21 protein-coding genes are annotated in these 20,694 nt (G+C 66.5%); 12 read left to right on the top strand and 9 right to left on the bottom strand.

Features of this window, described 5'->3' with window-relative positions; all coding sequences use genetic code 11:
• Positions 1–52: 52 nt before the first annotated feature.
• The 4 genes from CFB43_RS31230 to CFB43_RS31215 form a co-directional block, all read right to left on the bottom strand.
• Positions 53–529, bottom strand: coding sequence for a GNAT family N-acetyltransferase (locus CFB43_RS31230; protein WP_089497924.1), 477 nt, complete (start codon positions 527–529; stop codon positions 53–55).
• 282 nt (positions 530–811) lie between these two features.
• Positions 812–1,813 (bottom strand): zinc-dependent alcohol dehydrogenase family protein, encoded by a 1,002-nt coding sequence (locus CFB43_RS31225; protein ID WP_089497923.1) that lies wholly within the window; start codon positions 1,811–1,813, stop codon positions 812–814.
• A gap of 61 nt (positions 1,814–1,874) precedes the next feature.
• On the bottom strand, positions 1,875–2,177 hold the full coding sequence (locus CFB43_RS31220) for an ArsR/SmtB family transcription factor (protein ID WP_089428545.1): 303 nt from the start codon (positions 2,175–2,177) through the stop codon (positions 1,875–1,877).
• 129 nt (positions 2,178–2,306) lie between these two features.
• Positions 2,307–3,344 (bottom strand): aldo/keto reductase, encoded by a 1,038-nt coding sequence (locus CFB43_RS31215; protein WP_089497922.1) that lies wholly within the window; start codon positions 3,342–3,344, stop codon positions 2,307–2,309.
• 129 nt (positions 3,345–3,473) lie between these two features.
• Between CFB43_RS31215 and CFB43_RS31210 the strand changes: the two genes are divergently transcribed.
• The 3 genes from CFB43_RS31210 to CFB43_RS31200 all read left to right on the top strand — a co-directional run bounded on the left by CFB43_RS31210 (position 3,474) and on the right by CFB43_RS31200 (position 6,210).
• Positions 3,474–4,361 (top strand): LysR family transcriptional regulator, encoded by an 888-nt coding sequence (locus CFB43_RS31210; RefSeq protein ID WP_089497921.1) that lies wholly within the window; start codon positions 3,474–3,476, stop codon positions 4,359–4,361.
• Positions 4,362–4,540: 179 nt separating this feature from the next.
• The gene (locus CFB43_RS31205) at positions 4,541–4,840 is read left to right on the top strand and encodes an ArsR/SmtB family transcription factor (protein ID WP_089497920.1); all 300 of its coding nucleotides are present in this window, start codon (positions 4,541–4,543) and stop codon (positions 4,838–4,840) included.
• Positions 4,841–4,860: 20 nt separating this feature from the next.
• Positions 4,861–6,210 (top strand): pyridoxal phosphate-dependent decarboxylase family protein, encoded by a 1,350-nt coding sequence (locus CFB43_RS31200; RefSeq protein WP_089497919.1) that lies wholly within the window; start codon positions 4,861–4,863, stop codon positions 6,208–6,210.
• A 3-nt stretch (positions 6,211–6,213) separates the two neighbouring features.
• On the opposite strand, the gene CFB43_RS31195 is transcribed toward CFB43_RS31200, so the two are convergent.
• A complete protein-coding gene (locus tag CFB43_RS31195) occupies positions 6,214–7,131 on the bottom strand; it encodes a LysR family transcriptional regulator (RefSeq protein WP_089497918.1) in 918 nt (305 codons plus the stop codon).
• Between the two features lie 141 nt (positions 7,132–7,272).
• On the opposite strand from CFB43_RS31195, the gene CFB43_RS31190 reads away from it, so the two are divergent.
• The 6 genes from CFB43_RS31190 to CFB43_RS31170 all read left to right on the top strand — a co-directional run bounded on the left by CFB43_RS31190 (position 7,273) and on the right by CFB43_RS31170 (position 15,817).
• The gene (locus CFB43_RS31190; RefSeq protein ID WP_089497917.1) at positions 7,273–8,496 is read left to right on the top strand and encodes a Zn-dependent hydrolase; all 1,224 of its coding nucleotides are present in this window, start codon (positions 7,273–7,275) and stop codon (positions 8,494–8,496) included.
• Between the two features lie 119 nt (positions 8,497–8,615).
• Entirely contained in the window at positions 8,616–9,083 is a 468-nt protein-coding gene (locus tag CFB43_RS31185) for a cupin domain-containing protein (RefSeq protein ID WP_089497916.1), read from the top strand.
• Positions 9,084–9,410: 327 nt separating this feature from the next.
• Positions 9,411–11,882, top strand: a complete 2,472-nt coding sequence (locus CFB43_RS31180; protein WP_089497915.1) for a GH92 family glycosyl hydrolase — start codon at positions 9,411–9,413, stop codon at positions 11,880–11,882.
• A 67-nt stretch (positions 11,883–11,949) separates the two neighbouring features.
• Positions 11,950–14,616: a GH92 family glycosyl hydrolase gene (locus CFB43_RS31175; protein WP_089497914.1), complete on the top strand. Its 2,667-nt coding sequence runs from the start codon at positions 11,950–11,952 to the stop codon at positions 14,614–14,616.
• A 224-nt stretch (positions 14,617–14,840) separates the two neighbouring features.
• Positions 14,841–14,981: a hypothetical protein gene (locus CFB43_RS38600; protein WP_179254929.1), complete on the top strand. Its 141-nt coding sequence runs from the start codon at positions 14,841–14,843 to the stop codon at positions 14,979–14,981.
• A gap of 14 nt (positions 14,982–14,995) precedes the next feature.
• The gene (locus tag CFB43_RS31170) at positions 14,996–15,817 is read left to right on the top strand and encodes an SDR family NAD(P)-dependent oxidoreductase (protein ID WP_089497913.1); all 822 of its coding nucleotides are present in this window, start codon (positions 14,996–14,998) and stop codon (positions 15,815–15,817) included.
• 309 nt (positions 15,818–16,126) lie between these two features.
• Here CFB43_RS31170 and surE read toward each other — a convergent pair whose 3' ends face one another.
• The 3 genes from surE to CFB43_RS31150 form a co-directional block, all read right to left on the bottom strand.
• Entirely contained in the window at positions 16,127–16,906 is a 780-nt protein-coding gene (gene surE / locus CFB43_RS31160) for a 5'/3'-nucleotidase SurE (RefSeq protein WP_089497912.1), read from the bottom strand.
• A 180-nt stretch (positions 16,907–17,086) separates the two neighbouring features.
• Positions 17,087–17,395: an AzlD family protein gene (locus CFB43_RS31155; protein ID WP_011356491.1), complete on the bottom strand. Its 309-nt coding sequence runs from the start codon at positions 17,393–17,395 to the stop codon at positions 17,087–17,089.
• Positions 17,388–18,122, bottom strand: a complete 735-nt coding sequence (locus tag CFB43_RS31150; RefSeq protein WP_089497911.1) for an AzlC family ABC transporter permease — start codon at positions 18,120–18,122, stop codon at positions 17,388–17,390. The genes CFB43_RS31155 and CFB43_RS31150 overlap by 8 nt, the downstream gene beginning before the upstream one ends.
• A 124-nt stretch (positions 18,123–18,246) precedes the next feature.
• Between CFB43_RS31150 and CFB43_RS31145 the strand changes: the two genes are divergently transcribed.
• The 3 genes from CFB43_RS31145 to CFB43_RS31135 all read left to right on the top strand — a co-directional run bounded on the left by CFB43_RS31145 (position 18,247) and on the right by CFB43_RS31135 (position 20,354).
• The gene (locus CFB43_RS31145; RefSeq protein WP_012365188.1) at positions 18,247–18,705 is read left to right on the top strand and encodes an Lrp/AsnC family transcriptional regulator; all 459 of its coding nucleotides are present in this window, start codon (positions 18,247–18,249) and stop codon (positions 18,703–18,705) included.
• 231 nt (positions 18,706–18,936) lie between these two features.
• Positions 18,937–19,506: a hypothetical protein gene (locus CFB43_RS31140; RefSeq protein ID WP_089498204.1), complete on the top strand. Its 570-nt coding sequence runs from the start codon at positions 18,937–18,939 to the stop codon at positions 19,504–19,506.
• 137 nt (positions 19,507–19,643) lie between these two features.
• A complete protein-coding gene (locus tag CFB43_RS31135; protein ID WP_089497910.1) occupies positions 19,644–20,354 on the top strand; it encodes a YebB family permuted papain-like enzyme in 711 nt (236 codons plus the stop codon).
• 102 nt (positions 20,355–20,456) lie between these two features.
• Here CFB43_RS31135 and CFB43_RS39020 read toward each other — a convergent pair whose 3' ends face one another.
• Complete coding sequence (locus CFB43_RS39020) at positions 20,457–20,693, bottom strand: hypothetical protein (RefSeq protein ID WP_256990142.1); 237 nt, start codon at positions 20,691–20,693, stop codon at positions 20,457–20,459.
• Between the last annotated feature and the right edge of the window lies 1 nt (position 20,694).

The raw sequence follows: 20,694 nt of genomic DNA, 5'->3' as shown, positions 1-20,694 counted from the left end.
AATCGGGCGGGGCCATCTGTGACATGGCGCTGCCCCTGTTTCGCCGTTCCGCTCAGCGCGACAACTCCTTCCGATAGAGCACGGCCCCCGGTTTTGCCGCGACGGTGTCGTAGAGCCGCATCGCCGTGTGGTTCGTCTCGTGCGTCTGCCAGTAGACGCGCTCGGCGCGATGCGCACGCGCAGCGTCGTACACGGCTTCGATCAGCGCGCGGCCGACACCCTTGCCGCGCTCGCTGTCGAGCGTGAACAGGTCCTGCAGGTAGCAGGTCGGCCCGATATGCGTCGTGCTGCGGTGATACAGGAAATGCACGAGCCCGACGAGCCGGCCGGCGCGCTCCGCGACGAGCGCATGCACCGGTTCGTAGCCGTCGAAGAAGCGCGACCACGTGAGTTGTGTGACCCGCAGGGGCAGGGCCGTATCGTCGAAGCGGCCATAGAAGCGGTTATAGCCGTCCCACAGCGGCAGCCACTGGTCGTAGTCGTGTTCCGTGACCGCGCGTACGGTCAGTCCGGTGTCGTTGGCGTTCATGTTGGCGGACCTGTCGATGAGAAGAGGGCGCGCCGCCGATCCGGCAGGCGCGTCGCAGGTCTCTACGATAGGAAGTTCGCGGCCTCATGAGTAGGCCCATGGCGACCGCATTTCATGGTGCCACGATCCGCATCATTCTCACGATGTCGACTGTCCGTCAGAACCTGCTGCGATCACGCCGGCAGAGCTTAGGGCAGACTGGTTCGGCCCTCTCGCAACCCTGATGCTCGCGGCGCCCTGCGAATCACGCGCAGCTTGCTCCGGTCCACATGCGAGCAAAGATCACGCCGCTCGAGTACCGGCAACAGGTTCGGGATAAGCCGACGGCTCGACCGCGATCGCGATTTTTCCTCGAAGCCCGTTGTTGGGACGCTCCAACAGGGCATGCGCGAGCGGAACGTCGGCGAGGGAATAGACGGCGCCCACGTGTGGCCGCAGCTGTCCGCGTTCGATCAACGCGCTCAACTCATCCAGCTTGCCGCGGTTTTGTCGCGTGAAAACGAAGTGATAGCTCGCGTTCTTGCCCCACGCCTGAATGACGTTTTGTGGCTGGGCGATGTCCACGATCGTGACGACGCGGCCAAGCTGGGCGAGCGCATCGGGGCTGCGCGACAGGGTGTTGCCGCCGATGGTGTCGAACACGACATCGACGCCGCGGCCACCGGTGTTTCGCATGACGGCGTCGACGTAATCGTCCTGTTCGTAGTCGATGACCACATCCGCACCCAGGCTTCGGGCGAACTCGACGTTTGCTTCGCGCACGGTCGTGAACACCCTTGCACCGATGGCTTTCGCGAGCTGGATCGCCACATGGCCGACGCCTCCCGCACCGCCGTGTATCAGAATGCTTTCGCCCACACGAAGCGCCGCACGCACGACCAGTGCTTCCCAAACGGTGCCGCCCACCAGGGTCAGGCTGGCCGCCTCGAGATGGCTCAACGAAGGCGGCTTCTTGCCGACGATGCTGTCGGCCGCCACGTGGTACTCGGCATAACTGCCCGGCCCGTCGAAGATTTGCGGGGTGTACCAGACTTCGTCTCCCGGCGAGAAGGCCGTCACGCCGGGCCCGACGGCTTCGACCACGCCCGATACGTCGTGTCCGGTAATGGCCGGAAGGGGTACCAGGTCCGGATAGTCTCCCCGTCGGATCTGGTAATCCAATGGATTGATCGAGGTGGCATGGACGCGAACCAGGACTTGCCCGGCGTGCGGCGCCGGCTTGGGTACGTCACGTAGTTCGAATGATTCCGGGCCGCCAAATGACTTGAGCAACAGCGCTTTCATTGCATCTCCGCGTTTCGATAAAAAGGGATATCGGGAATTATCGATATCATGGGGCAAAAAATTACAGGTCTTTCCCGATGGCCTTGGCCAGCGCACTGATGGCTGCTTCGTTGCGCTTGTAGTAGGTCCACTGGCCGATGCGCCTGACTTCCACCAGGCCGGCTCGTTGCAGCGTCGCAAGATAATCGGACACCGTCGATTGCGACAGCCCGACACCTTCCTGAATACTGCTGACGCAGACGCCCACCGTATGAACGTCCCCTTCATCCTGCGGCGGGAAGTTCTTCACGGGGTCCTTCAAACCCTGCAGGATTTCAAGGCGAGTCCGGTTCGAGAGGGCTTTGAAGATGTCGAGCAATTCCATGGGCAGCGAGTATATCGAGAATTACCGATATGTCAATGTGATCGCCAGCCGCCGTTTTGTCGAGTCTGGATGGTTCCGGAACAACGCTTGAATTTGCAAGCCTCCCGTGAAAAGGGAGGCCGTCGGCGCTTACCCACGCAGCGGCGGATTGAGTTGCGCGAACGCCTGCTGGCGCCGATACGGAAAGTACGGATAAGGCGCTTCCACCGCGCTTGCCGCATCGAGCTTCGCGACCTGCGCGTCGGTCAGCGCCCAGCCGACCGCGCCGAGGTTCTGCCGCAGTTGTTCCTCGTTGCGCGCGCCGATGATCACCGACGACACCGTCGGGCGCTGCAGCAGCCAGTTCAGCGCGATCTGCGGCACGGTCTTGCCGGTTTCCTCGGCGATCGCGTCGAGCGCATCGACCACGTCGTACAGGCGCGCATCGTCGACCGGCGGCCCGAAGCCGGCCGTTTCATGCAGGCGGCTGCCTTCGGGCAGCGGCGTGTTGCGCCGGATCTTGCCGGTGAGCCGACCCCAGCCGAGCGGGCTCCAGACGAGTGCGCCGAGCCCCTGGTCGGCGCCGAGCGGCATCAGGTCCCACTCGTAGTCGCGGCCAACGAGCGAGTAGTAGACCTGGTTCGCCACGTAGCGCGACCAGCCGTGCCGGTCGGCCACCGCCAGCGACTTCATGATCTGCCAACCGGCGAAGTTCGACACGCCGATGTAGCGCAGCTTGCCCGCGCGCACGAGATCGTCGAGCGTCGACATCACTTCCTCGACCGGCGTGCTCGCATCGAACGCGTGGAGTTGCAGCAGGTCGATGTAGTCGGTGTCGAGGCGGCGCAGCGCGTCGTCGACGGCGCGGACCAGCCGCGCGCGCGACGTGCCCGCGTCGTTCGGGCCGCTGCCGGTCGGCAGGCCCGTTTTCGTCGAGATCAGCACCTGGTCGCGACGTCCGTTGATCGCGGCGCCGAGCACGCGCTCGGATTCGCCGTCCGAATACACGTCGGCCGTGTCGAACAGGTTCACGCCGGCTTCGAGGCAGATGTCGATCAGGCGGCGCGCTTCGTCGACGCCCGTGTTGCCCCATGCGCCGAACAGCGGGCCGGTGCCGCCGAACGTGCCGGCGCCGAAGCTCAGGGCAGGAACCTTGAGGCCGGAGCGGCCGAGGGTGCGGTATTCCATGGCGGGTTTCCTTTGGGGGATCGACCGGTCGAGGGGCGGCCGCGAGGCCAGCGTTGGCACACTGTATCGCTTGCGGATATTTCGGATAATTGGGCAGACTTCGAAAATATCGTTCGGAAGGAGCGAATAATGCTGCTCGACAACCTCGCGCTGTTCCTGCACATCGTGGAGAAGGGCGGACTGGCCGCGGCGGGCCGCGAGTTCGGGCTGTCGCCGGCCACCGTGTCCGAGCGGCTGACCGCGCTCGAGCGCCACTACGGCGCGACGCTGCTCACGCGCACGACGCGCGCGATCAGCCTGACCGACGAAGGCCGCATGCTCGTCGACGGCGCGCGGCGCCTGCTGGCGGAGGCCGATGAACTCGAAGGCCGAGTGCGGCTCGGCGTGCAGACCTTGTCGGGGCCGGTGCGCCTGAGCGCGCCGGCCGATCTCGGGCGCGAGCGCGTGGTGCCCGTCGTCGACGCGTTTCTGGCCGAGCATCCGGGCGTCACGATCGATCTGCATCTCGGTGACGGCTACGTGGATGTCGTCGGGCAGGGGCTCGATTTCGCGATCCGTCGCGGGGTGCTCGCCGACAGTTCGCTGCGCAGCCGTTCGCTCGGCCGTGCGCGGCGCGTGGTGTGCGCGTCGCCCGCGTATCTCGCAGCGCACGGCACGCCGCGGCATCCGGACGATCTCGCCGCACACGACTGCATCGTGATGCGCTTCGGGCCAGAGCTGTATGCCGAATGGCCGTTCAGCATCGATGGCGAACCCCGGCGCGTGACGGTGCGCGGCCGGCGGGTGGCCAACGACGGCGCACTCGTGCGCGCGTGGTGCGTCGCGGGGCACGGCGTCGCGCTGAAGTCGCTGGTCGACGTCGAGCAGGATCTGGCGTCCGGCGCGCTTGTCGAAGTCCTGCGCGCGTTCTCGCCGGGCGACGTCGATCTGCAGATCGTCTATCCGGGCAACGCCGTGCAGCCGCGGCGGGTGCGGGCGCTGATCGAGAGGGTGGCAGAGGCGCTGGGAGGCGCGTAAAGGAACAGGCAGGGTTCATGCGATCCGCCGAGTGTCGCAGCGATTTGTCTTGCCGCGCTCGAAGCGAAGGTCGGCGTGACGATCCGGCGTGCGACGTCGTCAGCCAAAACCGGCGTTCGCTGGATTGCACACATTTCGTCATTTAGCTAATATTCAAAACGTTAAATGAAACCGAACCCATGGACGACGTCACCCGCATCAGCGCACTGGCCAACGAAAGCCGCCTGGCCGTGATGCGCTGGCTCAAGCAGCCGCGCAAGCATTTCCCGCCGCAGCCGCACGGCGATTTCGACGAGCTCGGCGTGTGCTGCACGTACATCACCGAGAAGCTCGGCATCGCGCCGGCCACGACCACGCGCCACATGCGCATCCTCGCGGATGCCGGGCTCGTGCAGGCGACCCGCGTCGGCAAGTTCACGTACTACAAGCGGATCGACGGCGCGCTGCAGCAGCTCGGCTGCGATCTTTTGCAACTCTGACTCACACCGAGGCAACCGACATGGACGAACTTGCATTGCTGGCCGACGCCGACCGGCGCGCGCACGCGTATCTGGCCGCGACGCACGAGCGGCGCGCGTTTCCCGACGCGGCCGCACTGGCCGGCCTGGCGGCGTTCGACGAGCCGCTGCCCGATACGGGCCGCCCCGACGACGTGCTGCGCCTGCTCGACGAGCGCGGCACGCCCGCGACCGTCGCGTCGAACGGCCCGAACTACTTCGGCTTCGTGATCGGCGCCACGCTGCCGGCCGCGGCGGCGGCCGAGCGGCTGATGCTCGCGTGGGACCAGTGCGCGTCGTCGTATGCGAATTCACCGGTCGCCGCGACGATCGAGCGCCAGGCCGCGCGCTGGGTCGTCGACGTGCTTGGGTTGCCCGAAGGCAGCGCGGTCGGTTTCGGCACGAGCGCGACGGCCTGCACGCTCGTCGCGTTGGTGGCCGCGCGGCGCGCGCTGCTCGCGCGCAAAGGCTGGGACATCGACGCGGATGGCCTGATCGGCGCGCCCGAAGTGAAGGTCGTGATCTCCGAGCTGGCGCACATCACGGTGAAGAAGGCGCTGCGCGTGCTCGGCTTCGGGATGAAGCGCCTCATCGTCGCGCCGGTCGACGCGCATGGCCGGATCGATCCGGCACAGCTGCCGGCGCTCGACGACATGACGATCCTCTGCGTGCAGGCCGGCGAAGTGAACACGGGAGAATTCGATCCGTTCGCGGCGCTGATTCCGCCCGCGAAGGCGGCCGGGGCGTGGGTGCACGTCGACGGCGCGTTCGGCCTGTGGGCCCGCGCCTCGTCGAAGCGTGCGCTGACGGACGGCATCGACGGCGCGGACAGCTGGACCACCGACGGCCACAAGTGGCTCAACACGCCGTACGACGGCGCGATGGTGATCTGCCGCGACGCGGCCGCGCTCGCGACCGCGATGAACAGCGACGCCGTGTACCTGAGCGGCGCGCAGGACGCGCAGAAGAACCTGAATCTCGAATTCTCGCGGCGCGCGCGCGGCATCCCCGTGTGGGCCGCGCTGCGTTCACTCGGCCGCGCCGGCGTGGCCACGATGGTCGAGCGGCATTGCGCGCAGGCGGCGCGCGTCGCGGACGGCCTGCGTGCCGCCGGCTACGACGTGCTGAACCGTGTCGTGCTGAACCAGGTGCTGGTGCGCGCCGGCACCGACGATGAAACGGCGGCGATCCTCGCGGCCGCGCAGGCGTCGGGCGACGTGTGGTTCGGCGCGACGGTGTGGCAGGGGCGGCCGGCGTTCCGGATCAGCGTGTCGTCGTGGCGCACCGAAGACGCGCACATCGATCGTCTCGTGGCCTTGCTGACGGAGCTGCGCGGTGTGCACGTGCGCTGAGCATCATGCGCCGTCCGTGCCCTGAACGGTTGCAGCCGCGCCCTTCAGGCACTCGATGAAATGCAGTGCGGCCGGCGTCAGCAGCGCATGCCGCCGCATCACGATCGCAACCGTCAACGCGGGCATCGGCTCGGCAAGATCCAGCGCGACGATGCCGCGTGATTTGCGTTCGACGTCGGCGAGCGGCCGCGCGAACACGCCGAGCGCATCCGTTTGCGACACGAGCCCGAGCGTCGCGGCAAACGACGGGCAGTGGATCACCCGCTTCGGTACGTCGATGCCGAACGGCATGAAGATCGAGCGCACCAGATCGTCTCCCTCGTCGCCGTAGCGCGGCACGCACCACTGCGCATCGACGAGCTCGCGCAGCGAGCGGGCGCGCGCGAGCCGATGCCGGCTTCTCGCGACGACCGCGAACGCCGTCCGGAACAACGGAATGCTCGCGAATTCATCGGGGTCCGGTATCGCGTTCGACAACTGATGCGTGACGATGAAGTCGAGCGAGCCGTCGCGCAGCCGCGCGAGATCGGTCGCGGTGAGCGCATCGTCGACGTTCAGCGTGGCGCCGGGCAGGTCGCGTGAGAACGCGGCGAACGCACGCGGCAGGAGCGTCAGCGCGACGGTCGGGCTGACCGCGATCGACACCGAGCCGGTCGTGCCGAGCCGCAACTGCTCGATTTCATCGCGCGTGCGCTGGATCTCCTCGACGATCAGCCGCGCGCGAATCGCAAACGCGCTGCCGTAATCGGTCAGCGCAATTCCCTTTACGCTGCGCACGACGAGCGGCACGCCGAGTTCCTGTTCGAGCTCGCGCACGATGCTGCTGATCGCCGGTTGCGTGACGCCGAGCGCGCGCGCCGCGCCGCGAATGGTGCGATGCTCGGCGACCGCGAGAAACGCATCGAGCTGCTTGAGCTTCATGAATGACCGATCCGAATACGAAGGAAGCGCGGGCCGGGCCGAACGCCAGGTGACAAGAAAAAGTTATCGTCCACAACGAAATCTTGGATTTTTCTTATTGGGTCGAGTGTATATGCTCGGTGCTTTTCAGGAGCGGTCACGATGATCCTCGTTAACCAGCAACGGCTGTGGGATTCGCTGATGGAGATGGCGACGATCGGCGCGACCGCGCACGGCGGCAGCTGCCGGCTCGCGCTCAGCGACGACGACGCGCGCGGCAGGCGCCGCTTCATCGCGTGGTGCGAAGCAGCCGGTTGCGAGATCCGCATCGATCCGATCGGCAACGTGTTCGCGCGCCGGCCGGGCACGGAACCGGGTTTGCCGCCCGTGACGTGCGGCAGCCATCTCGACACGCAGCCGCTCGGCGGCCGCTTCGACGGCGTCTTTGGCGTGCTCGCGGGCCTCGAAGCGATTCGTACGCTGAACGAGCACGGCATTGAAACGCGACATCCGATCGACGTCGTCGCGTGGACCAACGAAGAGGGTTCGCGCTTCACGCCGGGCATGATGGGTTCGGCCGTCTACGCCGGCGCGCTGGATCTCGACTACGCACTGGATCGCCCGTGCATGCAGACGGGCGCGCTGCTGCGCGACGAACTCGAACGCACGGGCTTCGCTGGCCCCGCGCGCGAGCGGCAAATGCCGAAGGCGTATTTCGAAGCGCATATCGAGCAAGGGCCGGTGCTGGAGCAGGCCGGCTTGCCGATCGGCGTCGTGACGGGCGTGCAGGGCATCTACGAACTCGACGTCACGGTGACCGGCTTCGAGTCGCATGCGGGCACGACGCCGATGAGCGTGCGCCGTGACGCGATGGGCGCGGCGGCCGCGATGATCGCGGCGATCGTCGAGCACGGTCACACCTTCGACGACGATGCGCGCGTGACGGTCGGTCATGTCGCGTGCCAGCCGAATTCGCCGAGCACGATTCCGGGCAAGGTCCGGTTCAGCGTCGACGTGCGTCACCCGTCGCGGCCGGCGTTGCAGCAACTGGTCGCCGACATCGAGGCGATCTGCATGCAGCGCACCGCGCTGCGCGGCACGAGCGTGCAGGTAGAGACGATTGCAGAATACGAGCCGGTGGTGTTCGATGCGGAATGCGTCGAGCGCGTGCGGCAGGCAACGGCTGCCGCCGGCTATCCGTACAAGGAGATGTGCAGCGGCGCGGGGCACGACGCGGTGAACCTGTCGTACGTCGCGCCTTCCGCGATGGTGTTCGTGCCGTGCAAGGCCGGCTTGAGCCACAACGAAGCGGAAGAGGCCGATCCGGTGCACCTCGCGCAAGGCGCATCGGTGCTGGCGAACCTGCTGGCCGATTGCGCGCGCTAGCCGCATGCGATGGCGGGGCCCGCAACCCCTCCGCAAGCGTGAAAATGTCGGACAATGGCCGCTGCGCGCGCCAAGCTGGCGCCGCGTTCAACCAAAGAATTCACGTTTGCGAGATCCCCATGTCGACTCCCTTTCCCCGGGAACTGCTGAAGGCCGCCGATATCGCGAAGATGGAACCGACGCGCGCGGTGCATTCGCTGAATCCCAATGCCGTTCGTCTCAAGCGACAACTCAGCGATCTGACCGGCTTGACGCAATTCGGTGTTCACCTGCTCACACTGATGCCCGGTCACGAATCGGCCGAGTATCACCGTCATCTGTACGAAGAGGAGTTCGTGTACGTGCTGTCCGGGACGGGCGCGGTCACGATCGGTGAACGCACCAGTGAAATTGGGCCGGGCGATTTCATCGGCTTTCCGCGCGGCGGTGAAGCGCATACGGTGCAGAACACCGGCGATACGCCGCTGGAGCTGCTCGTCGGCGGGCAGCGGCTCGAACACGACGTCTGCGAATACCCGCGACTCGGCAAGCGGCTTTATATCGCCGGCGAGCTCGAGGACTATGTCGATCTGCCGAAGCAGCCTTGATCGCCAATCGTGCATTCAGTGCCCCATTCCACATAAAAACCGAATCAATGACCGCGTGTTTAGATAAACGAAATAAAAATTCGTAAAAACACGGGGTAGAGAAAACGCGTTTATTTGGGCACGCTTGTGCGCATTGTCCGTTGCGGGGCGCCGGTATTTCGACATGCCGGCGCGTCTGTTTCCAGGTGCGCGCATTCGGAAATAACGACACACAGCCGGGATTTTCGACCGATTGGCCGGGCAAGCGGAATTCATCAAAAGCATCCTGATTGAAAGCTCAGTAGTTCGAATCAATATCCAGATTCAAGAACGATACGGAGACGGGCGATGTCCAGGAACTGGGGGTTGGGAACGGCGCTGCTGGCGCTGTGCGTTGTCTTGTCTGCCTGCGGCGGTGATGGCGATTCACCGTCGGTGGCTGCAGCGAACCTGTCGGCTGCCGCGCAGTCGCAGGGCAATGAAAACGGCAACGGCGGCAACGAAAACGGTAACGAAAACGACAACAGCAACGGCAACGAGTCGTCGAAGAAAAACGCCGACATCCGCGTCGCGCAATACGTCAATCCGCTGATCGGCACCGACTACGCGACCGACCAGCCGGCCGACCCGGTCGGCTCGGGCCTCGGCGGCGGCACGTTCCCGGGGCCGACCGTCCCGTTCGGGATGATGCAGTGGAGCCCGATGACACCGACCGCCCAATACGACAGCAGCAAGGGCGACGGCTCCGGTTTCTCCGGCGGCTACTGGTACGGCGACACGTCGATCAACGCATTCAGCATCCTGCACCTGAGCGGCACCGGCTGCTGGGCGAACGGCGGCTACCTGAACGTGATGCCGCAGCTCGCACCGGGCGACGCCGGCACGCCGGCCAGCTTCAATCACGCAAACGAAACCGCGCAGGCCGGCTATTACGGCGTCACGCTCGGCAACGGCATCAAGGCCGAGCTGACGACGACGGTGCGCACCGGTTTCGCACGCTTCACGTATCCGGCGCTCGCGCAGGGCCAGCAGGCGACGATCGCGATCGATCCGACCGTGCTGAACAACCGCGCGCAGGGCACCACGGCCGACACGATCAGCCAGGTCGGCGATCGCGCGTTGTCGGGCACGATCGCGGGCGGCGGGTTCTGCTGGGCCGGGCATGCGGTGCCCGTCTACTACTACGCGGAATTCAGCCAGCCGTTCGCGGCCAAGCCGGCACTGTCGAACAACAGCCCGGTGACCGTGACGTTCAAGGTCGACCGCAAGCATCCCGACGTGATGATGAAGCTCGGCATCTCGTTCGTCAGTGAAGCGAATGCGAAGGCGAACCTGCGCGCGGAGAATCCGGAGACGGACGCGCAAGGCAACCGGAACTGGCGTTTCGACACCGTGCGTAGCGCGGCGAGCACCGCGTGGAATGCGCGCCTGAACGCGATCCAGGTCACGGGCGGCAGCGATGCCGACAAGACGAAGTTCTACACCGCGCTGTATCACGCGTCGTTGCACCCGAACGTGTTCAACGACGTGAACGGCCAGTATCCGGACTTCTACGCGTCGAACGGCGCGGCGGCCGCGCCGACACGTCAGGTCGAGAAAGGCCGCACGATGTACGCGAATTTCTCCGGCTGGGACATCGACCGCTCGTTTATCCAGTTGCAGGCGCTGCTCGATCCGGTGCGGACCAGCGACATCGTGCAGTCGCTCGTGCTCGATGCGAAGGCGTGCGGCGCGTTCCCGCGCTGGGCGTATTTCAATACCGAGACGGCCGTGATGCCGGGCGATGCGGGCTCGATCATCGTCGCGAGCGCGCATGCGTTCGGCGCGACGAACTTCGACACGCAGGCCGCGCTATCGATCATGAAGAGCAGCACGGCGCCGGGCGGCGCGTGCGCCGGCACGCCGGTGATGGGCAGCCGCGCGGACTACGACCGGCTCGGCTACGTGCCGTCGTCGGGCTCGGGCGACAACCAGACCGCATCGAACACGCTCGAATACGCGGTGCGCGATTTCGCGGTGTCGCGTTTCGCGACGGCGCTCGGCGACACGACGACGGCTGGCGCGCTGCTGAAGTCGAGCGGCAACTGGCACAACCTGTTCGCTCAGGGCGCGATCCAGCCGAAGACGTCGGCCGGCGCGTGGGTCATCGACGGCACGGGTTTCATGGAAGGCAATGCCGAGCAGTACACGTGGTACGTGCCGCACGATCTCGCCGGCGTGGTCGCGCAGGCGGGCGGCGCCGCACCGGTCGTCAAGCGGCTCGACACGTTCTTCACGCACCTGAACATCGGCACCGTGCAGCCGTATTTCTACGTCGGCAACGAAGTGACGATGGCCGTGCCGTGGGTCTACGCATGGGCCGGTGCGCCGTCGCATACGCAGCGCGTGCTGCATGCGTCGCTCGCGAACGAGTTCGGCACCGGCGCGGCCGGGCTGCCGGGCAACGACGATCTCGGCGCGATCTCGGGCTGGTACGTGTGGGCCGCGCTCGGTCTTTACCCGGTCGTGCCGGGCGTGAGCGGGGTCGCGCTGTCGAGCCCGCAGTTCGAGAGGATCACGGTGCGCGTCGGGCAGAAGGACGGCAGCTACCGTCTGCTGCACATCGTCGCGCCGGGTGCGGGCTCCGGCGACAGCGCGTCGTTCTATGTGAAGTCGCTGAAGCTGAACGGTGCACCGTACGCGACCGCGTGGCTGCCGTTCGAGCAGATCGCGAAGGGCGGAAAGCTGTCGTACGCGATGACGTCCGACGCGAGCGCCACGACGTGGGGCACCGACGCATCCGCGATGCCGTCGTTCCCGCAGGCGGCCAGCGCGCCGTAACGGTCCGGAAAATCAACGAGCGGTTCTTGCCAACAGGATCGACGCAGAGAGAGGGAGGGACGAACGGATGAAGCTACGTCATGTGGTGGGTATCGGGTGCCTTGCCGTGTTGTCGGGGTGCGGCGGTGATCAGGGTTCGACGGATGCGAGCATGCTCGCGCAGCGGTCGAACGTGCAGGGCAACCAGAACGATCAAGGCAACCAGAACGACCAGGGCGATCAGAACGATCAAGGCGAAAACGGCGGCGCGGCCAAGCGGTCGGTGCTGCACAGCGTCGACCCGATGATCGGCACCGCGAATCTCGACATCAACGCGGACTGGAGCAGCGGCGTGCGCGGTCACGGCCACGTGTACCCGGGCGCGACCGTGCCGTTCGGGATGGTGCAGCTCGGGCCGGACACGACCGGCGGCGCACACACGCTGCCGTGGAACTGGGATCGCACGTCGGGCTACCAGTACGACGATCCGTTTATCACCGGCTTCACGCATACGCACCTGTCGGGCACCGGCATCGGCTCGGGCGGCGAAGTGCGGTTCCTGCCGACGCTCGCGCCGGTCGACACCGCGACGCTGGCGAAGGTCGCGGCCGATTCGTCGATCACCTACAACGCGTCGTTCAGCCACGACGACGAAACCGCGAGCCCCGGCTACTACCGCGTGAAGATCGCGCCGGTCGGCAGCGGCAACACGCCGTGGAACGTGCAGGGCGCGAAAATCCTCGCGGAGATGACGGCCACCACGCATGCGGGCGTGCATCGCTACACGTATTTCCCGAGCGCGGCCGCGCAGAAGCGCAGCATGATCGTCAGCATCGACAACCCGATCGGCGGCTCGACCGCGAGCGGCAAGATCCAGGTCATCGATGCGCAGACGATCGCCGGCTGGGAGATCACGAACAACTGGGCGAACAACAAGCCGACGTATTTCGTCGCGCGTTTCTCGAAGCCGTTCGATACGAAGCATGTCGCGTTCAGCGCGGACGGCTTCAAGGCCTACCTGACGTTCGACGACGGCAACGACAGCGGTGGCGCGGTCACCGTGAAGGTCGGCATCTCGCCGTCGAGCATCGCGGATGCGCAGGCCAATCTCGCCTCGGAAGTCGGCGCGAAGTCGTTCGACCAGGTGCGTGGCGCGGCCGAGCGCGTGTGGAGCACCGCGCTCGACCGGATCCGGATCAAGGGCGGCAGCGCCGACCAGCGGACGATGTTCTACACGTCGCTGTACCGCACGATGCTCGCGCCGACGGTCTACAACAATGCGGACGGCAGCTACGTCGGCACCGATTCGACCAACGACGGCACGACGTCGCCGCCGACCACGAGCAAGCATGCGAATCCGGGCTTCGACTATTCGTCGACGTTCTCGCTGTGGGACACCTTCCGCGCCGAGTCGCCGTTGATGACGCTGGTGCAGCCCGAACGCGTCGACGGCTGGGTGAAGTCGCTGCTCACGCAGTTCAAACAGAACGGCAAGGGCGAGCTGCCGGTGTGGCCGCTCGCGCAGACGGAAACCTTCACGATGGCCGGCCATCCGTCGATCCCGCTGATCGCAGATGCATACCTGAAGCACCTGACGAGCGCGGGCATCGACGACATCTGGACTGCGTTGACGACCACGCAGAACGCGAGCGCGCACGGCTTCGACCAGTACCGGCAGAGCGGCTACGTGACCGCGGGCGACAACGCATCGGTGTCGACGACGCAGGACTATTCGTTCGACGACTGGGCGACGGCGGCAGTCGGCAAGGCGGCGGGCAAGAGCACGGCCGACTACCGGCCCTACCTGCAACGCAGCCAGAACTACCGGAATGTGTTCAACCCGGTGCCGAACAACGGCTGGAAGTTCGCGCAGCCGAAGGATGCGCAGGGCAACTGGGTCGCGGGCTTCGATCCGACGGCGGCGGAAAAGACGGACTTCTCCGAATCGAATTCGTGGGTCGATACGTGGAACATCTTCCACGACTTCCCCGGCCTCGTTGCGCTGCTCGGCGGCAAGAGCCAGTTCATCGCGCAGCTCGACCGCACGTTCGATCCGGCCAATCCGCTGACCTTTCTCAACAACCAGGGCTTTCCGGACCTGACCGGACGCAGCGGCCAGTTCTTCGCGGGGAACGAGCCGGCGAACCACCTGCCGTACCTGTACGACGTCGCGGGCGTGCCGTCGAAGACGCAGGATCGCGTGCGTTCGGTGATGGACGACATGTACTCGCTGACGCTGACGGCCGGCGATCGCGCGCTGTTGAGCGGCGACAGCCTGAAGGCCGCGCTGGCCGATCCGCGCCGCGTGCGCGATGCGGCGATTCCCGGCAACGACGATTGCGGGCAGTTGTCCGCGTGGTACGTGCTGTCCGCGCTCGGCATCTATTCGCTGAATCCGGTGGGCGGCGTGTTCTACCTCGGCACGCCGCTGTTCGAGGAGGCGACGATCGACATTCCGGTGGCGTCGGGCGGCGGGGACGGCAAGGGCCTGAAGTTCGGCGCGACGCGGCGCTTCACGGTGACCGCGCATACGGCCGGCGGCGGCGCGCCGTCGTCGGTCAATCGCTATGTCCAGTCGGTCAGCCTGAACGGCACGCCGCTGCATCGGCCGTACATCACGTACGACGAGATGAAGGCCGGCGGCACGCTCGATTTCGTGATGGGGTCGACGCCGAACGACGCATGGGTCAGCACCTGGAATGGGCAGGATCCGAACAGCGCGCTCGCGCCGTCGCTGGCGCTGGCCGGCAAGTAGCGGCTGCTAGCGGCCCGCTGCGACGCGGGCCGCGTTTCTTCCCCTTCATGTGACGCGACGGTGCGGGCCGCGGCCGCGAGGCAGGAAGCGGCCTGCCCCGGGGATCTGTCCTTGGGCCGCGCGGCGGGGACGCCATGCGCCAACGCGGTGACTGCTTCGGCGGCTCACACGCAAACGGGGCGCGACAGCAGGCGATGGTTTCCGTCCCGGCCGGCAGATCGCTCATGCCGCTCCGGCTCGGCATCGAATGGATCCGGCACCGGACGGCCGACCGCTTCGGCTTGACCGGTTCAATCCCGGTGGCGGTCGCCGTCACGTTCGTGTCATGGGGCGTCGTCGCGCTTATGATGCGGGAACGCCACTGACAGGGTTCCCCGATATGGACGCGCCGCTCCCGCCGATGTCTGCCCCGATTTCCGAAACGGAACCTGAAACCGAAACCGTCGCCGAGCCGCGCGCGTCGCGCGTGCATCGGCCGGTCGCGCTCGTCACCGGATCGACGTCGGGGATCGGTGCGGCGATCGCGCGCCGCCTGGTGGCGGACGGCTACGCGGTGATCCTGCATTCGCGCCGCTCGGCCGACGTGGGACGTGCGATGGCGCGCGAACTCGGCGGAGCTTATGTGCAGGCCGATCTCACGGACGATACCGAGCGTGTGCGGTTGATCCGCGAGGCCGTTGCCGTACACGGGCGGCTCGACGTGCTCGTCAACAATGCGGGCGTCAGCCGCGTGATTCCGCACGACGATCTCGCTGCGGCGACGCCCGACGTGTGGCGCGAGATGCACGAGATCAATGTGATCGCGCCGTTCCGGCTCGTCGCCGAGGCGGAGGCTGCGCTGCGCGAGGCAGCGTCGCACGGGCGGGCCGGGTGCGTGGTGAACGTCAGCTCGCACGCGGGCGTGCGGCCGAAAGGCGCGTCGATTCCGTATGCGGCGGCGAAGGCCGCGCTCAATCACACGACGCGGCTGCTCGCGAAAACGCTCGCGCCTGCGATTCGCGTCAATGCGGTCGCGCCGGGGCTCGTCGATACGCCGCTCACGGCCGACTGGACCGACGCGCAGCAGCTCTGGCGCGAGCGCGCGCCGATGCGCCGTGCGGCGACGCCGGACGACATCGCGCAGACGGTCGCGATGCTCGTCGCGTCCGACTATGTGACGGGCGAGATCGTGATGCTCGACGGGGGAATGAATCTGACGTGAGGCGAGAGCCGGTGACGCGCCGAAGCGCCGAAGCGCCGAAGCGCCGAAGCGCCGAAGCGCCGAAGCACCGAAGCGCCGAAGCGCCGAAGCGCCGAAGCGCCGAAGCGCCGAAGCGCCGAAGCGCCGAAGCGCCGAAGCGCCGAAGCACCGAAGCGCCGAAGCGCCGAAGCGCCGAAGCGCCGAAGCGCCGAAGCACCGAAGCACCGAAGCACCGAAGCACCGAAGCACCGAAGGCGGATGCGGCCGCGCACCCGCGCGCAGGTGTCACAGGCGCGACTACCGCGACCGCTTGCTTGCCGAGCGACGCGATCAGCCGAGCCGCGACCGCAGTTGCGCGAGCGCCTGATCGTGCGTGCGCTCGAACTTCAGCGGCGTGACGGCGACATACCCGTCACCCAGCGCGACCGTTTCCGAATCCGCATCGTCGTCGCGCGGCGCGCGCGAGAGCTTCAGCCAGTGATACTCGAAGTCGCGCGGGTCGCGCCCCGACACGATCTCGACACCCTGCAGCGTGCCGGCGCCCTGGTTCGTCACCTTGAGGCCGCGCACGTCCTGCGCGGGGCGCGGCGGGAAATTCACGTTCAGGCACGCATCGCTGTCCCAGCCTGCGGCCACGAGCCGGCAAATGACGTCCGGCGCGAGCGAGCGTGCCGTGTCCCACGGCACCGCGTTGCGATCGGTGAAGGCCTGGCTCAGCGCGATGGCCGGCACGCCGACCAGCATGCTCGTCATCGCGGCGCCCACCGTGCCGGAAAACACCGTTTCGGTGCCGAGGTTCCCGCCGCGATTCACGCCGGACAGCACGATGTCGGGCCGTGCGTCTTTCATCAGGTGGCTGGTCGCGATCGCGACGCAATCGCCGGGCGTGCCGCGCACCGCGAAACGGCGTTCGCCCTTGCGATGCACGCGCAGCGGTTCGTGCAGGCTCAGCGAGTGCGACGTGCCGCTCTGGTCTTCCGCCGGCGCGACGATCCACACTTCGCGCGCCAGTTGCGTGGCGACGTGTTCGAGCACGTCAAGGCCGGGGGCGTCGATGCCGTCGTCGTTGGTGAGCAGGACGCGGTCGAACAGCGGGCGGGTTTCTTGCATCGGGACGATCCTCGCGGAGTTGGGCAATGAGAGGGGAGTGCAGCGTGGCGCAAGCCACAAGGCTAGCATTCCCGCGTGAGGATCGTCGTGTCGCGCGGTGGCCTAGGATGTGAAAACGGGCGCATCGCGCGCCCGTTGGTCGGTGGCCGTGCCGCGGCGTGCGCGCCGGGTCGGAACCGTTCAGCCGAGCAGGTGCCGCAGCAGGCCGGCCGACACGACGCCGACGATGACGGTCGGCAGGATCGACAGGCGCGTCGCCGCGATCAGCGTGATGGCCAGCGCGAGCAGGTCGGCCGGGCGCGTCGACACGAAGGCCGGCGCGATCACCGAGATCAGCACGCAGCCGGGCACGTTCTCCATCACCGACGCCATCCGCGGGCTCAGCGTGCGGTTGCGCAGCAGCACGTAGCCGAGGATGCGCGACAGATAGGTGGTCGACGCCATCAGCACGATCGTCGCGACCGTGCTGAAATCCGGGAAATCAGGCATCGCGCGGCTCCCACAGCAGCGCGGCAATCAGCCCCGCGCACGCGCCGGACGCGACGTACCACGCGCCGGGCACGGCCAGGTGCGTGGCCGCCGCGACCACGAGGCTCACGAACCACGGGCGGCTCGCGCGCATCCCTTTCCACATCCCACGCAGCAGCACCAGAAATACGGCTGTGAACGCCATGTCGAAGCCATATTGCTCGACGTTGCCGATCGTCGGGCCGACAGCCGCGCCGAGCGTGGTCATCGAGATCCACGTCAGGTAGAGCCCCATGCAGATGCCCGCGTAATAGGGCACGCTGATGTGCGTGGCCGAGCGCGCCCGGGCATCGGCGAGCGACATCGCCCAGCTTTCGTCGCACATGAAGAACAGCGCGAAGAATGCGCGGCGGCGCGGCAGGCGGCGGATATACGGCTCGAATGCGGCGCCCATCAGGATGTGGCGCGAATTCACGAGGAACGACATCGCGACGATCAGCGCGATGTGCGGCGGCGATGACCACAGATGGATCGCCGCGAATTCGGAGCCGCCGCCGAAGTTCATGCCGGTCATCATCGGCACTTCGAACAGGCTCAGCCCTTTCTGCGCGGCCTGCGCGCCCAGCACGAGCGCGAACGGCACGAAACCCAGCATGACGGGCAGCGCCGCGCGTAATCCGCGGCCCATCTCGGCGACATAGGCGGGCTTGTCGCGAAGCCCTGACGACGTTGAAACGCTACTGCTCATTACTCCTCCTTTGGGGGAGGAATTGTCTGCTTTTTTGACTCGAATCGGGTTGCGTTGTGGCCAGATTTTTCTCAGAATTTGGCATTGAACGTGTGATTTGAAAATTTTTTGGAATCGGATGCCAATGAAACTTGACGCCATCGACCGCCGGATCCTGAGTGCGCTCCAGCGCGACGGCCGCATGCAGAACGTGGAGCTCGCGCACGAGGTCGGGCTGTCGCCGTCGCCGTGCCTGCGGCGCGTGCGCCTCCTCGAGGAAGCCGGCGTGATCGAGAAATACGTGGCCGTGCTGAATCCCGCGAAAGTCGGCAAGGGGCTGACGATCTTCACGCGCGTGTGGCTGAAGGGGCAGGACGCGGAATCGGTGAACCGCTTCGCCGAGGCCGTCCAGCAGATGCCGGAAGTCGTCGAATGCCACCTGATGGCGGGCGACTGCGATTTCCTGCTGCGCGTCGTCGCGGCCGACATCGACGATTACCGGCGCTTCCAGATGGAAACCCTCACGCGTATTCCGGGTGTGCTGAGCGTGAAGACCGACATCCCGATGCAGAAGGTCAAGCTCACGTCGGCGCTGCCGACCTAGCGTGACGCACGTGCTCAGCCATGCGACGACGACGGGTCGACGAACGGTCACGGCTCGGTGACAATCGTCCGATAGACTGACGAATCACGCTGCGTCGAACCGGTTGCCCGAGTGGTTTCGCGACGTTCGATGCGCAAGCAACTAACGGTCAATGTCGACGTGATCGGGCAGGCGGCGCTGCGTGCCGGGTCGTGCTGTGATGCGAATGCGTTTCTTCTTGTCGGGCCATTCATGCAGCCAATCAACAATCCGTGGAATTCGCTGGAAATCGTCAAGCTCGTGCTAGGCGTGCTGACGCCGTTGTCGGTCGCGTGTCTCGGCTGGCTCGTCGCGCGCCGGCTGAAGCGGCTCGAACTCGTGCAGTGGACCAACCAGCGATTGATCGAGAAGCGGCTCGCGCTGTACGACGCGGTCGCGCCGCAGCTCAATGCGCTGCTGTGCTTCTACACGTGGATCGGCTACTGGAAGGACATCTCGCCGGACGACGTGATCCGCGCGAAGCGTGACCTCGACCGCACGTTCCACATCTACCGCTACCTGTTCGACGACGACGTGTACGACGCGTATCACATGTATATCCACGCGCTGTTCGACGTGCATACGGGCCCGGGCCGCGATGCGCGGATCCGTTCGCTGGTCCAGGCGCCCGACGGCGATCGCAGCGTGCACGGCTCGTATGAATGGAAACCGGCGTGGTTGGACCGTTTCGCGACGGCGAACGTCGTGCCGAAGGACGACGTGCTGCGGTACTACACGCAGTTGATGGAGCGGCTGCGCGTGGCGCTGGGCGCGACACGCTGAACGAAGCGCGGCGGTACGCGCACGGGTATCGAAATCCGCCACCCGGCGGCGCGGATACCCGCCCTTGCGCAAGAAGCGGATGCGGCGCGCGGCGGCGGCTGAGATGCTCGCGCCATCCCCACTCGCGCGAGGTCCGTATGGTTGTCGATACCGGCTGCCAGCCGCTCATGATCCGTTCGCCGGAAGCGGGCCGGCGGCGTCTCTTCTCCGTGGGTTCACACGATCCGCACGATCCGCATGACATGACGCTGCCGATCGAGCCCGAGATCGGCGACATCGTCTTCATCCGCGTGACCGTGCGGCCGTTTCTCGAAGTGGCGAGCGCGACGCGCTCGTGGACGAATCACGTCGGGATCGTCGTCGGCGAGCGCGGCGGCGAGCCGTTGATTGCGGAGAGTACGTTTCCGCTATCGCGCGTCACGACGATGTCGCGGTTTCTTGCGCGCTCCGATCGCGGCGCGTGCGTGATCGCGCGGCTGAAGCAGCCGCTCGATGCCGCGCAGCGGCGCCGGCTTGTTGACGCGGCGATGCGCCGGATCGGCGTGGTCTACGACACGGGGTTCAATCTTGCGTCGCGCCGGCAGTTTTGCTCGCGGTTCGTGCGCGAAGTCGTGCGCGATGCGACGCGGATCGTGCTCGGCGACGTCGAGACCTTCGACATGCTGCTGCGCCGGAATCCCGATCATCCGCTCGGCTTCTGGCGGATCTGGTACTTCGGCCGGATTCCGTGGCGCCGCCGCACGGTGACGCCGGCGAGTTTGCTCGATAGCGCGGCGTTGAAGGTCGTGGCGGATACGCGCAAGCACGTCGAGAACGTGTCCGAAGGTGACGATCCGGACAGCGTTTGACGCAAGCGAGCGAGGTCACGAACCTTTTGTCACCGGCCGTCGCCCGCTTGAGGGGCGATCGCGTGATCGCGCACGCCGGCTCGCCACGAACGCGAGCCGGTGTTACTCCACAGTGGGCGCGCTCGGCTCCGTGTCTTCCACGATTTCGGTCGACGTTACGCCGGCCGCTCGCCGCGCGGCAAGCATTGCGTCGAGCGCTGCAAATTCCTCGCGGTTCAGTCGTTCGTATTCAGCGCGCAACTCGGGGTCGGACAATGCGCGTTTGCGCAGATCTTCATACGTTCCCATATCAAACCTCATCAATTCGATTGCACCAGCGTGATTCTCTGACAGCTTCAAG

This window comes from Burkholderia sp. AU15512 (genome assembly GCF_002223325.1).
In the GTDB taxonomy this organism is placed as follows: domain Bacteria; phylum Pseudomonadota; class Gammaproteobacteria; order Burkholderiales; family Burkholderiaceae; genus Burkholderia.
Note: the sequence above shows the minus strand (reverse complement) of the source record. Positions and strands in the feature narration are given on the sequence as shown.

What these genes read in the sequence shown, in the direction of transcription:
- CFB43_RS31230 (WP_089497924.1), bottom strand. Translation starts at nt 529, where the DNA reads ATGAACGCCAACGACACCGGACTGACCGTACGCGCGGTCACGGAACAC.
- CFB43_RS31225 (WP_089497923.1), bottom strand. Translation starts at nt 1,813, where the DNA reads ATGAAAGCGCTGTTGCTCAAGTCATTTGGCGGCCCGGAATCATTCGAA.
- CFB43_RS31220 (WP_089428545.1), bottom strand. Translation starts at nt 2,177, where the DNA reads ATGGAATTGCTCGACATCTTCAAAGCCCTCTCGAACCGGACTCGCCTT.
- CFB43_RS31215 (WP_089497922.1), bottom strand. Translation starts at nt 3,344, where the DNA reads ATGGAATACCGCACCCTCGGCCGCTCCGGCCTCAAGGTTCCTGCCCTG.
- CFB43_RS31210 (WP_089497921.1), top strand. Translation starts at nt 3,474, where the DNA reads ATGCTGCTCGACAACCTCGCGCTGTTCCTGCACATCGTGGAGAAGGGC.
- CFB43_RS31205 (WP_089497920.1), top strand. Translation starts at nt 4,541, where the DNA reads ATGGACGACGTCACCCGCATCAGCGCACTGGCCAACGAAAGCCGCCTG.
- CFB43_RS31200 (WP_089497919.1), top strand. Translation starts at nt 4,861, where the DNA reads ATGGACGAACTTGCATTGCTGGCCGACGCCGACCGGCGCGCGCACGCG.
- CFB43_RS31195 (WP_089497918.1), bottom strand. Translation starts at nt 7,131, where the DNA reads ATGAAGCTCAAGCAGCTCGATGCGTTTCTCGCGGTCGCCGAGCATCGC.
- CFB43_RS31190 (WP_089497917.1), top strand. Translation starts at nt 7,273, where the DNA reads ATGATCCTCGTTAACCAGCAACGGCTGTGGGATTCGCTGATGGAGATG.
- CFB43_RS31185 (WP_089497916.1), top strand. Translation starts at nt 8,616, where the DNA reads ATGTCGACTCCCTTTCCCCGGGAACTGCTGAAGGCCGCCGATATCGCG.
- CFB43_RS31180 (WP_089497915.1), top strand. Translation starts at nt 9,411, where the DNA reads ATGTCCAGGAACTGGGGGTTGGGAACGGCGCTGCTGGCGCTGTGCGTT.
- CFB43_RS31175 (WP_089497914.1), top strand. Translation starts at nt 11,950, where the DNA reads ATGAAGCTACGTCATGTGGTGGGTATCGGGTGCCTTGCCGTGTTGTCG.
- CFB43_RS38600 (WP_179254929.1), top strand. Translation starts at nt 14,841, where the DNA reads ATGCCGCTCCGGCTCGGCATCGAATGGATCCGGCACCGGACGGCCGAC.
- CFB43_RS31170 (WP_089497913.1), top strand. Translation starts at nt 14,996, where the DNA reads ATGGACGCGCCGCTCCCGCCGATGTCTGCCCCGATTTCCGAAACGGAA.
- surE (WP_089497912.1), bottom strand. Translation starts at nt 16,906, where the DNA reads ATGCAAGAAACCCGCCCGCTGTTCGACCGCGTCCTGCTCACCAACGAC.
- CFB43_RS31155 (WP_011356491.1), bottom strand. Translation starts at nt 17,395, where the DNA reads ATGCCTGATTTCCCGGATTTCAGCACGGTCGCGACGATCGTGCTGATG.
- CFB43_RS31150 (WP_089497911.1), bottom strand. Translation starts at nt 18,122, where the DNA reads ATGAGCAGTAGCGTTTCAACGTCGTCAGGGCTTCGCGACAAGCCCGCC.
- CFB43_RS31145 (WP_012365188.1), top strand. Translation starts at nt 18,247, where the DNA reads ATGAAACTTGACGCCATCGACCGCCGGATCCTGAGTGCGCTCCAGCGC.
- CFB43_RS31140 (WP_089498204.1), top strand. Translation starts at nt 18,937, where the DNA reads ATGCAGCCAATCAACAATCCGTGGAATTCGCTGGAAATCGTCAAGCTC.
- CFB43_RS31135 (WP_089497910.1), top strand. Translation starts at nt 19,644, where the DNA reads ATGGTTGTCGATACCGGCTGCCAGCCGCTCATGATCCGTTCGCCGGAA.